The organism is Vibrio sp. B181a (assembly GCF_030248375.1).
GTDB classification, from domain to species: domain Bacteria; phylum Pseudomonadota; class Gammaproteobacteria; order Enterobacterales; family Vibrionaceae; genus Vibrio; species Vibrio campbellii.
The window spans coordinates 1-13417 of record NZ_JAHGAD010000003.1; the positions used below are offsets into that span (position 1 = coordinate 1).

Sequence of the window (13417 nt, forward strand, 5' to 3'; positions counted from 1 at the left end):
AGGCTTTAAATTTAGACTTTAGGTCTAACCAGTGCGGAGCGGTAGTTCAGTTGGTTAGAATACCGGCCTGTCACGCCGGGGGTCGCGGGTTCGAGTCCCGTCCGCTCCGCCACTTATTTAGAAAGCCTTGCTAGAAATAGCAAGGCTTTCGTCGTTTCTAGAGCCTTCAATTTCCTACTCGCTCTAGCCTTATTTACCATTAAGCTCCCTTCTTCTTAAACCGACCTATTTTACTTTTTTGCTATATGTATGTGGGTGCTTACTAACTTGTTAGTGACTATTAAATATAGGTCTTCATTTGTAATCTCTGAATCTAAGCATTATGACTGCACATCTTTAAAAGATAACTGAGAATCATTATTAATATTTAGTTACACTCACATCAATTGGAATAATGGGTGACTAAATACATGGATATATCTCGTCGACGCTTGCTTCAATCTTCCTTAGCGATCTCTGCGCTTACCGTTCTGCCTGCATGTTCTCTATATAGGGGCACTAACAAACAAGGTCAGCATATATACGACATCACTGCAGAGCCTTCTATTGCTGAATTAGTACCAGGATTTAATACGGATGTACTCGCGTTTAATGGATCGATTCCAGCTCCTACGATTCGTTGTCGCCAAGGCGAGAAAGTTATTATCCGATTTACCAACAAGCTTTCAGAGCCAACTACAATCCACTGGCATGGCTTGCGGATCCCTATTGAAATGGATGGTGTCCCTTTCTTGAGCCAGCCGCCTATCATGCCGGGTGAAACATTCGTTTATGAATTTACACCGCCAGATGCGGGTACGTTTTGGTATCACCCACATATGAATAGCGTTAAGCAGCTTGGTATGGGGTTAGTTGGTCTAATTATCGTTGAAGAGGCTGAGCCTGTTCAGTTTAATGAAGAGCATGAAGTCGTTCTCAAGCATTGGCATTTAGACAAACAAGGTGAGTGGAAGAATCTAATGGTGCCGCGCTTGAGTGCACGCATGGGAACGCCAGGAGAGTGGAGTAGCGTCAATGGTGTTCATGAACCTGTTTATGCGTTGAAGCAGAATGCAACAACGCGACTAAGAATTGCTAATGTCGATAACACCATTACTTACCCGATCGCCATAGAAGGTGCAGAGGCTTGGGTTATTGCTATAGATGGTAATCCTGTTAAAACGCCTTATAAGCTCACTCAGCACAAAATTGGTCCGGGAATGAGGTTAGATGTCGGATTGATTGCTCCGAAGGCTGGAGAACGTGTTTATGTGCGTCAAATGAAAGGACGCTTCCCATTCCCTTTGTGTGAGTTTGATATTGTTGAGTCTGACCTGCCGAGTAATCAGAAACTGCCTTTATTGCCTCTCAACCCTGTGCCAGATCTTGATTTGGAAAATGCGGAACAAATTGATTATGTGTTTGAATGGGAGGGGGCAGTCACTCCTGCCGATAAATCGGGCAAAGCGATACCTAAGTTTTGGCTAATGAATAAACGAGCTTGGGAGGGAATGAGTAAAGATAATATTCCTGCGCCGCTTTCAACATTGGAGGTGGGAAAAACCTATATCTTCAACCTTAAGAACGTCACCCAATATCATCATCCTATTCATCTTCATGGACATACATTTACCGTTCTTGAATTAGATGGCAAAAAACTCGATGAGCCGTTTCATACCGATACGGTCTTACTTGGAAAAAACGGCAGTGCGAAAGCGGCATTTGTTGCAGATAACCCAGGGCGTTGGATGTACCATTGTCATGTGATTGAACACATGAAGACAGGTTTGATGGGGTACATCGAAGTAAAGTGACTCCTGTAACTTTTTAAATCTTGATAAGTTTTAAGCGCTATACTTTGCTGAATTCTAAGATTGTATAATCACTATTACCGTAAATTTGATTACAATGTCGCCATTAACTTTTCTGGGGGAACTATGGGGCAACTATCCGTTTTAGGTTTTATTGCATTGGGTGGCGCATTTGGTGCATGTTCTCGTTACTTAATTTCTGAACTTTGTGTGATGCTACTTGGTCGTGGTTTTCCATACGGTACATTAACGGTTAACGTTGTTGGCTCATTTATTATGGGCCTACTAATTGCTGCGTTTGAAACTGAGTTAATGGTCACTGACCCATGGCGTCAAATTATCGGGCTTGGCTTTTTGGGCGCATTAACTACGTTCTCGACTTTCTCAATGGACAACGTGTTGCTTATGCAGCAGGGGGCTTTCTTTAAGATGGGATTGAACGTATTGCTGAATGTCGTGTTAAGCATTTCGGCTGCGTGGATTGGTTTCCAATTATTGATGCGTAGCTAGCAAAAACACTCAAATCTTCATCAGGTCGGCTTGGTTTAACCAAGCCGTTTTTATATACTGATTTCACTTGTCGGAGTGCCATAAGGCTGAGACCGTTAATTCGGGATCCGTTGAACCTGATCAGATTAGAATCTGCGAAGGGAACAAGAGAAGATATCTACACCAGAGTTCTATCTGGTTGACCTATCAAATAGTCGAATGTTGTTATAGACGAAGAGCACTCGCCCGACTTGTCTTTAATTCGATTCCTCTTGTCGCATCTATCCGCCAAGCATTTTTATCCCAATACTTTTTATCTAAGCATAACAAAGCAAGGAAAAATGCTATGTCGAGTCGCAAGCAAGCGAGACTGGAAGCAAAACAGTTCATTGATACACTCTCGGTACAACCGTACCCAAATTCAAGCAAAGTCTACGTAGAGGGTTCACGTCCCGATATTCGTGTGCCAATGCGTGAAATATCACTCGCTGATAGCCTTATTGGAGGCACAAAAGAAGCGCCTATTTTCGAGCCTAATGAGCCAGTACGCGTTTACGATACCTCGGGTGTATACACAGACCCAAATCACACCATAGACCTTTACAATGGCTTACCTAAACTGAGAGAAGGGTGGATTGAAGAGCGTGCCGATACTGAACTACTCGATGAAGTAAGCTCGGTATACACCAAAGAGCGCCTAGAAGATGAAACGCTAGACGATCTTCGTTACGGAAATCTACCACGTATTCGACGTGCCAAAGATGGGCAATGCGTGACTCAATTGCACTATGCTCGCCAAGGTATAATCACCCCAGAAATGGAATACATTGCTCTGCGTGAAAATATGGGGCGTGCTCAATACCGCGATGAAGTGCTGAATCAACAACATCCGGGTCAAAGCTTCGGAGCGAATCTTCCTAAAGACATTACCGCCGAGTTTGTGCGTAAAGAAGTCGCCGAAGGTCGCGCGATTATCCCTTCTAATATCAACCACCCAGAATCCGAACCAATGATCATTGGACGTAACTTTTTGGTCAAAGTGAACGCCAACATCGGTAACTCATCGGTTACTTCTTCGATTGAAGAAGAAGTAGAGAAACTAGTGTGGGCGACGCGCTGGGGTGGAGATACCGTTATGGATCTCTCTACTGGGCGTAACATTCACGAAACTCGCGAGTGGATTCTGCGTAATAGTCCGGTTCCGATCGGTACTGTACCTATGTACCAAGCGCTTGAGAAAGTGAATGGTGTGGCGGAAAACCTTAACTGGGAAGTGATGCGCGATACTCTGATTGAGCAAGCAGAGCAGGGCGTTGACTACTTCACTATTCATGCCGGTTTACTACTTCGCTATGTGCCAATGACAGCAAAACGCGTTACTGGCATCGTTTCTCGTGGTGGTTCTATCATCGCGAAATGGTGTTTAGCGCATCACCAAGAAAGCTTCTTATATACCCACTTCCGAGAGATCTGTGAAATCTGTGCTAAGTACGATGTCGCACTATCTCTCGGTGATGGTCTGCGTCCTGGTTCGGTTGCAGATGCTAACGATGAAGCGCAATTTGCAGAGCTTCGTACCCTTGGTGAGTTAACCAAGATTGCGTGGGAATACGACGTACAGGTGATTATCGAAGGTCCTGGTCATGTCCCAATGCATATGATCAAAGAGAACATGGAAGAGCAGTTAGAGCACTGCCATGAAGCTCCTTTCTACACCCTTGGTCCACTGACTACAGACGTTGCTCCTGGTTATGACCATATTACTTCAGGTATTGGCGCTGCGATGATTGGTTGGTATGGCTGTGCGATGCTTTGTTATGTAACTCCTAAAGAACACCTTGGCTTACCGAACAAAGAAGATGTAAAGGTAGGTATGATCACTTACAAGCTTGCTGCGCACGCCGCTGATTTGGCAAAGGGACACCCTGGTGCTCAAGTTCGTGATAACGCACTTTCTAAAGCTCGCTTCGAGTTCCGCTGGGAAGACCAATTTAACTTGTCGCTCGACCCAGATACCGCTCGTGCTTTCCATGATGAAACCTTGCCTCAAGAGTCTGGAAAAGTTGCTCACTTCTGTTCGATGTGTGGACCAAAGTTCTGCTCGATGAAGATTTCGCAAGAGGTACGAGAATACGCGAAAGATACTGAGCAAGTTGCTGCGGACCAAGCTATCTCAATCAAAATGCTTGATGATCCTCTTGAGGGGATGCGTCAGAAATCGCAAGAGTTTAGAGACACAGGTTCAGAGTTATACCACCCAGCAGCACATGCCGAGGTAAGTGACTAATGAGCAAAATCCTTATTCCGTCATCATTGATTGAACTGACAGGTTTAGTTCAGCAATGTTTGTTGTTGGCGAAAGAACAGGGTTTTAGCATCGAAGACATTGAGTTGGGTGTGAGCCCAACTCAATCTATTCAGCTTGTTCGCAACCAACAGACCACACGCATAACGACAGATCTTATTGATGGTTATGACTCCGAGCATGAGAGTTCATTTGTGCTCTACTACCGCTCTGCTTTATCGGTAGAGGCGTGTGCTAAGCAACCGTCGAAAGCGATTTATATTGGCATTGCTGATACGCAGGTATCCGATGAAAAAGAGAAAGTGCTTCAGTTTGATATCTGGCGTCACCCCATTAACAACGAAGTGAGAGCGCTTTCCGTTAAGTCCAAATTCAACGCTATGTTCGATCCCGAACATCACCTTGCTTGGATTGTAACGCTGACAGTCCTCGATTTTCCTATCGAAGATGCGTTAACACTTGCTCGAGGAATGCTAACTCAACAAGCGAATGTTTCACGTGAAACACTGTTGAATGACAACTTCGACGGAGGGCAAACTACTCAGTGGGCTGACCAATTTGATGATTTCCCCGCACCTGTACTGGAGGATAACCGACTAGGTATTCAAGTTGGTTGGTCTGCACAAGGCGAGAGCGTTAGCTTTCCAACTCTGACTAAGCAAAGTTTAGGGCTCTATCCAGTCGTTGATGATGTTGCTTGGATTGAACGTCTATTGCCACTAGGCATCAACACTATTCAACTGCGAATCAAGAACCCACAACAAGCCGATTTAGAACGACAGATCATTCGAGCAATTGAGCTAGGTCGTCAGTATCAAGCACAAGTGTTCATCAATGACTATTGGCAGTTGGCAATCAAGCATGGCGCTTATGGCGTTCACCTAGGACAAGAAGACATAGAAGAATCGAATTTGGCTCAGCTAACTAAAGCCGGTATTCGTCTTGGTCTTTCTACTCATGGTTATTACGAACTACTGCGCATCGTACAAATTCATCCTAGCTACATCGCGCTAGGGCATATTTTCCCAACCACCACAAAACAGATGTCATCGAAACCACAAGGTTTGGTGCGCTTGGCACTGTATCAAAAGCTGATTGATAGCATTCCTTACGGAAACACAGCGTCGGCTTTCCGTCCTTCGAAAGACAAAACTGTGACTGGCAATGTGCTTGGCTTTCCGACGGTCGCGATTGGTGGCATTGACCAATCTAATGCTGACCAAGTTTGGCAAACAGGTGTTTCTAGCTTAGCAGTAGTGCGTGCTATTACGTTGGCAGAATCACCTCAGTCCGTCATCGAGTGCTTCGCACAACTGATGAAGGAAAGACAGCTAACGTTTACTGATCAGAATAGAGAGTTGGTGGATACCAAGAGAGGCGAGCATGCTCACGGATAAGCAGTTCCTTCGCTATCAACGCCAAGTCGCTCTGCCTGAAATTGCCGAAGTTGGGCAAGAGCGTTTGAGCAAATCGCATGTGCTGATCATCGGTTGTGGCGGATTGGGGAGCGCAGCGAGTTTGTACTTGGCGTCAGCGGGCGTTGGTAAATTGGTTGTGGTTGATGACGATGAAGTTGATAGCAGTAATCTACAACGTCAGATCATTTATCGTGAACAAGACCTCCAAGTTGCGAAAACAAAAGCAACTGTAAAGCAACTGACAGACCTTAATTCTATGGTTCAAATTCGTGCTCTCAATAAGCGATTAGACAAAGCACAGCTGAAGCTTGAGGTGATGTTGGCGGATGTGGTGTTGGATTGCACCGACAACATGCCAACACGCCAGCTAATTAACCAAGTTTGTTGCGAACAAAATACGCCGCTCATCTCTGCGGCAGCAATTGGTTGGCAAGGGCAATTCGCTGTCTTTGATTACCAAACACCAAGTGAACAAGAAGCGCAGAGTAAAGCGTGTTACCGCTGTTTGTATCCGTTCGATGAATTACCACAAACGCAAAAATGCAGTGAGAGCGGTGTCGTCGGTCCGGTGGTGGGGACACTTGGCAACTACCAAGCGATAGCGGCAATTCAAAAACTGGCGACGGGAAAGTTTCATGTCGAGACTGCCAAGTTACACCTGTTCGATGGATTGAAGCTGCAATGGCAAACCATGGCGATAAGCAAAGACAAACAGTGCCAAGTGTGTGCTCAGATTTAGCTTACGAGTAATGGGCAGAATTAAGAGAGTTGGAAGCAATGACGTTATCAGAACAACAAACAACACAAATGACCGCTGCTGACTTAGATGTGATCACTATTGTCATCAATGACCAGTCACATCAAGTTGCCAGTGAGTCGAATCTACAGCAAATAATTAGTCAATTTGCGCTGCCTGAAATGGGCTGTGTTTTTGCAATTAATAACAATGTTGTGCCGCGCAGTGAGTGGGCTAGCACAGTTCTTTCACAGGGAGATAGCATCTCTTTGTTTCAAGCGATCGCAGGGGGTTAAAGTCGATGCTTAAAATTGGTGATAAACAATTCGAATCAAGACTGTTCACGGGAACAGGGAAGTTTGCCAACAGCCGATTAATGGCAGAAGCGATTCAAGTATCGGGTTCTCAACTTGCGACCATGGCGTTGAAGCGTGTGGATGTGAACGACCAACAAGACGATATTTTGCTGCCGCTAGTACAAGCGGGCGTGAACTTATTGCCGAATACCTCAGGTGCAAAGAATGCTAAAGATGCTGTGTTTGCAGCACAATTGGCGAGAGAAGCGTTAGGTACAAACTGGCTAAAATTGGAGATTCACCCAGACCCGAAGTACTTGATGCCCGATCCAATCGAGACACTTGCGGCCGCTGAACAACTGGTTCGTGAAGGCTTCATTGTGCTTCCTTATTGTCATGCTGACCCAGTTCTGTGTAAACGATTGGAAGAAGTAGGCTGTGCTGCGGTCATGCCATTAGGTGCTCCGATCGGTTCTAACAAAGGGATAGTTTCCCACGATTTCCTAGAGATCATCATCGACCAAGCTAATGTTCCTGTGGTTGTCGATGCGGGTATCGGTGCTCCTTCACATGCCGCGCGTGCGATGGAAATGGGCGCGGATGCCGTTCTCGTTAATACCGCGATTGCAGCTTCGAGCGATCCCGTTGCGATGGCGAAGGCATTTAAGTTGGCGGTAGAGTCGGGGCGTATGGCTTATGAAGCCGGACTTGCTGGTAAGGTTTCTCATGCGGTTGCGTCGAGTCCACTGACGTCATTCCTAGATGAGCTTTAGTCCTAGATTGGTTTAGCTATTAAGCGAGGAAAAAATGAGCTTCGTTGAACAATTTAAGCAGCTGAATTGGGACGACATTTCGATGTCGATCTACGCGAAAACCGCACAAGATGTCGAGCGAGCATTGAATAAACCCAAACGTGATTTGGAAGACTTTAAAGCGCTAATTTCACCTGCGGCTGAAGCATACTTAGAGCAAATGGCGCAGTTGTCATACTCGGCAACTCGCAAGCGTTTTGGCAATACCATGTCGCTTTATATTCCGTTGTATCTCTCCAACTTGTGCGCCAATGCTTGTACTTATTGTGGCTTCTCGATGGAGAACAGAATCAAGCGTCGTACCTTGAATAGAGACGAAGTGGCTGCAGAAGTTGAAGCCATTAAACGCATGAAGTTCGATAGCGTATTGCTGGTGACTGGCGAACACGAAACCAAAGTGGGCATGAAATACTTCCGCGAAATGGTGCCGGTGATTAAGCAACGCTTTAACTATTTAGCGATGGAAGTACAGCCGCTAGATCAAGACGAATACGCCGAGCTTAAGACATTGGGTTTGGATGCGGTGATGGTCTATCAAGAAACGTATCATCCTTCGACTTATGCCGAACAGCATTTACGTGGCAATAAGATGGATTTCGAATACCGATTGGATACACCCGATCGTCTTGCAAAAGCGGGCATCGATAAGATCGGTATTGGCGCATTGATAGGGTTAGAAGAATGGCGAACAGATTGCTTTTATGTGGCAGCGCACTTGGACTATCTTGAGCGTACGTATTGGCAAACCCGCTACTCGATTTCTTTCCCACGTTTACGTCCTTGTGAGGGGGCCAGTTCTTTAAACGGAAAGCAACCCAAATCAGTCATGACGGATAAGCAGCTTGTTCAGTTGATTTGCGCTTATCGTTTGTTGAACCCAGAAGTTGAGTTGTCACTATCGACTCGTGAATCACCTAAGTTTAGAGATAACGCATTGCCTTTAGGCATTACCAGTATGTCTGCCGCATCGAAAACTCAGCCGGGTGGGTATGCGATGGATGATGTTGAACTCGAGCAGTTTGAGATCAGTGATGAGCGAAGTGCGGGTTCTGTGGAAGATATGATTCGAGCCAAAGGCTTTGACCCAGTATGGCGAGATTGGCACTCAGCGTATTCTGGTTAAGTAGCAAAGAAAGCCACTGGTCATCGTTATGTTTCACGTGAAACATAGGCAAAAAAAGAGGGTTGATGCAAAACATCAACCCTCTACTTTTTTCTAGCTTCTAGCTTCTAGCTTCTAGCTTCTAGCTTCTAACTGTGTGCTACAGGCAGCGTTGCTTGACGAAGCCACTCTTTCACATCACCTTCAACCAGCGGGCTGATCTCATCCCATACTTTCTGATGGTAGTCATTCAGCCAAGCAAGTTCTGGGCGAGTTAGCATATCAACGTTGATATTGCGCCTGTCGATTGGACAGCGTGTTAGCGACTCAAATGACAGAACAGGGAAGTCACCGTTAGTTGGTGTTTCAACAACAAGCTCTAGGTTTTCAATACGGATACCAAACGCATCTGCACGGTAATAACCGGGCTCGTTGGACAACACCATACCTTTTGTTAGAGGCACGTCGATTTGCTTCTTCGAAATGCTCGCTGGACCTTCATGAACACTTAGGAAGTGACCAACACCGTGACCAGTACCGTGATCGTAATCATAGCCTTCCGCCCACAGGTGCTGACGAGCTAGCGTATCGATTTGGTAGCCACGTGTGCCTTTCGGGAAGCGTGCACGAGCAACACCGATGTGACCTTTTAGCGCGAGAGTGAATTGTTTAATCATCTCTTGTGAAGGCTGACCGATCGCAATAGTACGCGTGATGTCTGTCGTGCCATCTAGGTACTGACCGCCTGAATCCACTAGGTAAAGTGTGTTCAGCTCTAGCTTGCCAGGTTCAGGTTGGTTCTCGTGGTTGTAGTGACACATTGCTGCATTGCCACCTGCTGCCGAAATAGTATCGAAGCTAAGATCCATAAGTGTTGGGTCTTCGCTACGGAACGCTTCCAGTTTGTCTGCCAGCGTCGCTTCATCATGCAGATTACCTGCAACGACTTCTGCATCTAACCAAGATAGGAACTTACTCATCGCCACGCCATCACGGATATGGCATGCTTTCATGCCTGCGATTTCAACTGCATTCTTCGCTGCTTTTGGCATTAGGCATGGGTCAGCTTTACTCACCACAGATGCGCCTGCATTTTGTAGAACCAACTTAAACCACGCGTTACTTGTCGCAGGGTCAACCAGTACATTCTTGCCAGTTAGGGTTTCTAGTCGTGCTTGCAATGCTTCTGGGTGATGAACTGTTACGTCCGCACCTACGTGAGCGCCAAAGTCAGCAGGTAGGCGAGCTGGATCTAGGAAGTATTCCACGCTTGAATCTGAGTGTAGAATCGCGTGAGAAAGCAGAACTGGTAGGCGTGATACATCTAGACCACGAACGTTGAGCAACCAACAGATAGAATCAAGTGCTGTTATCACTGCGCTATCTGCGCCGGCTTTTTTCACGAGCTCTGCGATTTCTTGGCGTTTGCTTTCACTTGATTGGCCAACTGCTTCTGTTGCCATTAGACGAACATCAGAAACTACAGGAGCAGGGCGGTCGTGCCACAGCTCATCAATTGGGTTGCTGTCGAGAATCTTAAGCTCAAGTGCACCTGCAAGTTTTGCTTGTGCCATGTCTAACCAAGCAGAGTTGTGCATACGAGGGTCGATTGCCACAGAGGCGCCATTTGCAAGATGGTCTTTAATCCAATCTAGTGCAGGCTCTTCAATCAGGTGACGGTATTCGAATAGATCAGCAGGAACCTGCTTAGTGACTTGTACCGTGTAGCGACCATCAACAAAGATAGCGGCTTTGTCTTTGGTGATTACCGCAGCACCGGCAGAACCGGTAAAACCAGTTAGCCAATGTAAACGCTCGTTGTGCGCTGGTACGTATTCGCCCAAGTACTCGTCTTCATGAGGGACAAGTAGGGCATCAATATTATGTTGTGCTAGCCATTCGCGAATTGCATTCACGCGGCTTTGGGTATCGTTGTGCATCTGTGTTATTCCTTCAAATTACCGCTCCTTCATGCTCAGGTGTGGGAGCTGTTTCCATCTGCTTCATGCAGTTTACGATTCCATTGAGGTTCGCAATCACTTCAATAGAGTCGGAGTACAACAGGCCATAGATGAGCCAAAAAGGACTATCGACGGTTAAGCTACTCATTTTACCGTAAGAGCGCAAATCGCGTCCGGGATTTTTATCTAAGATGATCGGTTTTTTGCGTGATCATGGTACGTAGCCAAGTTAAAGCTGGGTCATTTTCTCTGTCTCGGTGCCAGAACAAAGTGTAAGCCATTGGCGGGAATTCGAGTGGCAGCGGCAGTAATGCCATGTCGTGTTGTCTGGCTGCCAGCTTCACAAAGTGGCTTGGCGCGGTAAACACAAAATCAGTGTAAGAACACAAACTGGCGGCACTGTTAAAGTCCGGTACGGTGACTGCGATGTCACGTTCGCGACCAATGTCGGCTAAACGATAGTCGAGCAGCCAACGGTCGTTGCCATCACAACGTACCTGAACATGGCGCAGGGCTAGATAAGCTTCCAAATTCCAATTACCACGCAAAGCCGGGTGGTCTTTACGTACGATACACATTTGGTGGTCACGATAGATTTCCTGCTCACAAATGTCATCTGGTGGCAGCATAGTCAGCTTAGCATCGTTGATGTCGATATCTCGACCCGTCATGCCTAAATCGATTTCACCGCGCTGAATCATCTTGAAGGTTTGCTCCGACCAAGAGTGGGTACTGATGGTCACGCCTGGCGCTTGTTGGAAAATCGCTGGCAAGAAGTGAGGCAGAATGAGCGGGTAGACACTCTCTACCGCTGCGATTTGAAAACGGTACTCACTGCTCTGTGGTGAGAACTCTTCGGGTTGAGTCAGCACCTCAAGTTGGTTTATCAACAGATCCAGTTTCGGTTTAAGGAACAATGCACGCGGTGTTGGCGTCAATCCGTGTGAGTTTCGAGTGAATAGGGGATCATCAAATTGGGTACGTAATTTAGCCAAAGACTTACTCACGGCGGACTGGCTCAAGCACAGTCGGTGAGCGGCTCGGGTGACATTCAACTCTTCAATCAGCACTTTAAAACAGACCAGCAAATTGAGGTCGATGCGTGCCAGTTTCTCTACGTTCACAGTGATTTTCCCCATTGGAATAATGGTCATGAGTATACATCATTTCCATTCATATCATCAGATGATTAAGCTTTGCTCAAAAGTTCTTGTTCAATTTGGAGTGTTTTGTGTCTAGCCATATTACAAATAGCAAAAAACAGATGGCGCTGTTGACCATGTTAGTTCTGTTCAGTCCGCTTGCGATTGATATCTATCTACCTGCTTTACCTCTTATCGCGTCCACTTTTCAGGTAGAAAATGCATTGGCACAAGACACCATCACTTGGTTCCTATTTGCTATGGGTGTTGGTCAGCTATTCGCTGGTCCCCTGGCAGATAAACTCGGACGTCGAACTGTTGCATTGGGAGGCATCACCATCTACGCATTGAGCGCTTTATTGGCGTGGAGTGCTCAAAATATTGAGTGGATGTTGGCGGCTCGCTTGCTACAAGGCTTAGGTGCATGTGCAACATCTGTAGCAGCCTTTGCAACAGTTCGCGATATCTTTGGCCCGGAAAAAAGCGGCAAAATGATCAGCTATCTTAACGGTGCGATCTGCTTTATTCCGGCACTAGCCCCGATTCTTGGTAGCTGGTTAACCCAACAATTTGATTGGCGCGCAAACTTCAGCTTTATGGCGGGCTTCGCTGTGATTGCAGGCTCGATGATGTTCTTCGGCATGAAGGAAACTAACCCGGCAACTGAAAAGCAAGCCGTGTTTAAGCTAAGCCGCTATTGGTCGGTACTAAGTACACCGTCATTCATTTTCCATGCATCATTGTGCTTGATGGCGATGGCCGTGATTCTTGCTTACGTGACTTCTGCTCCAGGCGTCTTGATGACAGGTATGGGTTTGTCGATGAACGAATTCACCTTCTGGTTTGGCCTTAACGCGGTATTTAATATTGCGGCATGTATGCTAGCGCCTAAGTTTATGGATCGCTGGGGCACACACAACTCGCTTGTGGTTGGTATCAGCTTGTTAGCAATTGCTGGCGTGATCATGATGGTAATGAAAGAGCACAATACGGCGTTGGCTTTCATGTTGCCAATCTTTATCTCATCGGTTGGCTTTGCTTGGATTCTTGGTGCGGCAGCAGGTAAAGCACTAGAACCATTTGGTGATAAGGCGGGAACCGCGGCAGCACTACTTGGTCTGTTCCAGATGAGTGGCTCTGGTTTGTTGGTGGGTACGCTGCAACGACTATCACTTGAACCACAAACCCTGATCGCGATTCATATGTGGGTACTGCTTCCAGCGTTGGTGATTCTGTTTAGTAAAGCAGGTAAGAGCTGGCATGCAAAATTGGTGAATGCATAAAACTCGACAATTTAGTATTTTCCAATGTACTTAACGCGTGTATATTTGTCGTTCAAACTTTTCTCGACACCATAACGGAACTC

The 13417-nt window shown here is 46.3% G+C and carries 11 protein-coding genes, 1 tRNA gene and 1 riboswitch; of the genes, 10 read left to right on the forward strand and 2 right to left on the reverse strand.

What is annotated here, in order from left to right:
• Nucleotides 1–35 precede the first annotated feature (35 nt).
• The 9 genes from KIO97_RS01090 (at nucleotide 36) to thiH (ending at nucleotide 8969) form a co-directional block, all read left to right on the forward strand.
• Nucleotides 36–112, forward strand: a tRNA-Asp gene (locus KIO97_RS01090).
• 298 nt (nucleotides 113–410) lie between these two features.
• Entirely contained in the window at nucleotides 411–1793 is a 1383-nt protein-coding gene (locus tag KIO97_RS01095) for a multicopper oxidase family protein (protein WP_285380560.1), read from the forward strand.
• A gap of 123 nt (nucleotides 1794–1916) precedes the next feature.
• Complete coding sequence (crcB, locus tag KIO97_RS01100; protein WP_005430379.1) at nucleotides 1917–2300, forward strand: fluoride efflux transporter CrcB; 384 nt, start codon at nucleotides 1917–1919, stop codon at nucleotides 2298–2300.
• A gap of 61 nt (nucleotides 2301–2361) precedes the next feature.
• A riboswitch (TPP riboswitch) is annotated at nucleotides 2362–2460 on the forward strand.
• 165 nt (nucleotides 2461–2625) lie between these two features.
• A complete protein-coding gene (gene thiC, locus KIO97_RS01105; RefSeq protein ID WP_285380562.1) occupies nucleotides 2626–4566 on the forward strand; it encodes a phosphomethylpyrimidine synthase ThiC in 1941 nt (646 codons plus the stop codon).
• A complete protein-coding gene (locus KIO97_RS01110) occupies nucleotides 4566–5981 on the forward strand; it encodes a thiamine phosphate synthase (protein ID WP_285380563.1) in 1416 nt (471 codons plus the stop codon). Before thiC ends, KIO97_RS01110 begins: the two co-directional genes overlap by 1 nt.
• Nucleotides 5968–6741, forward strand: a complete 774-nt coding sequence (locus tag KIO97_RS01115) for a HesA/MoeB/ThiF family protein (RefSeq protein ID WP_285380565.1) — start codon at nucleotides 5968–5970, stop codon at nucleotides 6739–6741. The genes KIO97_RS01110 and KIO97_RS01115 overlap by 14 nt, the downstream gene beginning before the upstream one ends.
• A 38-nt stretch (nucleotides 6742–6779) precedes the next feature.
• The gene (gene thiS, locus KIO97_RS01120; RefSeq protein WP_005378804.1) at nucleotides 6780–7034 is read left to right on the forward strand and encodes a sulfur carrier protein ThiS; all 255 of its coding nucleotides are present in this window, start codon (nucleotides 6780–6782) and stop codon (nucleotides 7032–7034) included.
• A gap of 5 nt (nucleotides 7035–7039) precedes the next feature.
• Nucleotides 7040–7807, forward strand: a complete 768-nt coding sequence (locus KIO97_RS01125; protein WP_005397059.1) for a thiazole synthase — start codon at nucleotides 7040–7042, stop codon at nucleotides 7805–7807.
• A 34-nt stretch (nucleotides 7808–7841) separates the two neighbouring features.
• On the forward strand, nucleotides 7842–8969 hold the full coding sequence (thiH, locus tag KIO97_RS01130) for a 2-iminoacetate synthase ThiH (protein WP_285380567.1): 1128 nt from the start codon (nucleotides 7842–7844) through the stop codon (nucleotides 8967–8969).
• Between the two features lie 128 nt (nucleotides 8970–9097).
• Here the strand turns inward: thiH and KIO97_RS01135 are convergent, their stop codons facing one another.
• Nucleotides 9098–10888: an aminopeptidase P family protein gene (locus KIO97_RS01135; RefSeq protein WP_285380569.1), complete on the reverse strand. Its 1791-nt coding sequence runs from the start codon at nucleotides 10886–10888 to the stop codon at nucleotides 9098–9100.
• A 203-nt stretch (nucleotides 10889–11091) separates the two neighbouring features.
• Nucleotides 11092–12033 carry a LysR substrate-binding domain-containing protein gene (locus KIO97_RS01140; RefSeq protein ID WP_285380587.1) on the reverse strand — a complete coding sequence of 314 codons (942 nt, stop codon included), beginning with the start codon at nucleotides 12031–12033 and terminating at the stop codon, nucleotides 11092–11094.
• Nucleotides 12034–12140: 107 nt separating this feature from the next.
• Here KIO97_RS01140 and KIO97_RS01145 point away from each other — a divergent pair, with 107 nt between their 5' ends.
• Nucleotides 12141–13334 carry a multidrug effflux MFS transporter gene (locus KIO97_RS01145; protein ID WP_201780475.1) on the forward strand — a complete coding sequence of 398 codons (1194 nt, stop codon included), beginning with the start codon at nucleotides 12141–12143 and terminating at the stop codon, nucleotides 13332–13334.
• Nucleotides 13335–13417 lie beyond the last annotated feature (83 nt).

Bases quoted from the DNA above. Each gene is read 5' to 3' on its own strand.
- KIO97_RS01115 (WP_285380565.1), top strand. From the start codon at position 5,968: ATGCTCACGGATAAGCAGTTCCTTCGCTATCAACGCCAAGTCGCTCTG.
- crcB (WP_005430379.1), top strand. From the start codon at position 1,917: ATGGGGCAACTATCCGTTTTAGGTTTTATTGCATTGGGTGGCGCATTT.
- KIO97_RS01095 (WP_285380560.1), top strand. From the start codon at position 411: ATGGATATATCTCGTCGACGCTTGCTTCAATCTTCCTTAGCGATCTCT.
- thiS (WP_005378804.1), top strand. From the start codon at position 6,780: ATGACGTTATCAGAACAACAAACAACACAAATGACCGCTGCTGACTTA.
- thiC (WP_285380562.1), top strand. From the start codon at position 2,626: ATGTCGAGTCGCAAGCAAGCGAGACTGGAAGCAAAACAGTTCATTGAT.
- thiH (WP_285380567.1), top strand. From the start codon at position 7,842: ATGAGCTTCGTTGAACAATTTAAGCAGCTGAATTGGGACGACATTTCG.
- KIO97_RS01125 (WP_005397059.1), top strand. From the start codon at position 7,040: ATGCTTAAAATTGGTGATAAACAATTCGAATCAAGACTGTTCACGGGA.
- KIO97_RS01110 (WP_285380563.1), top strand. From the start codon at position 4,566: ATGAGCAAAATCCTTATTCCGTCATCATTGATTGAACTGACAGGTTTA.
- KIO97_RS01135 (WP_285380569.1), bottom strand. From the start codon at position 10,888: ATGCACAACGATACCCAAAGCCGCGTGAATGCAATTCGCGAATGGCTA.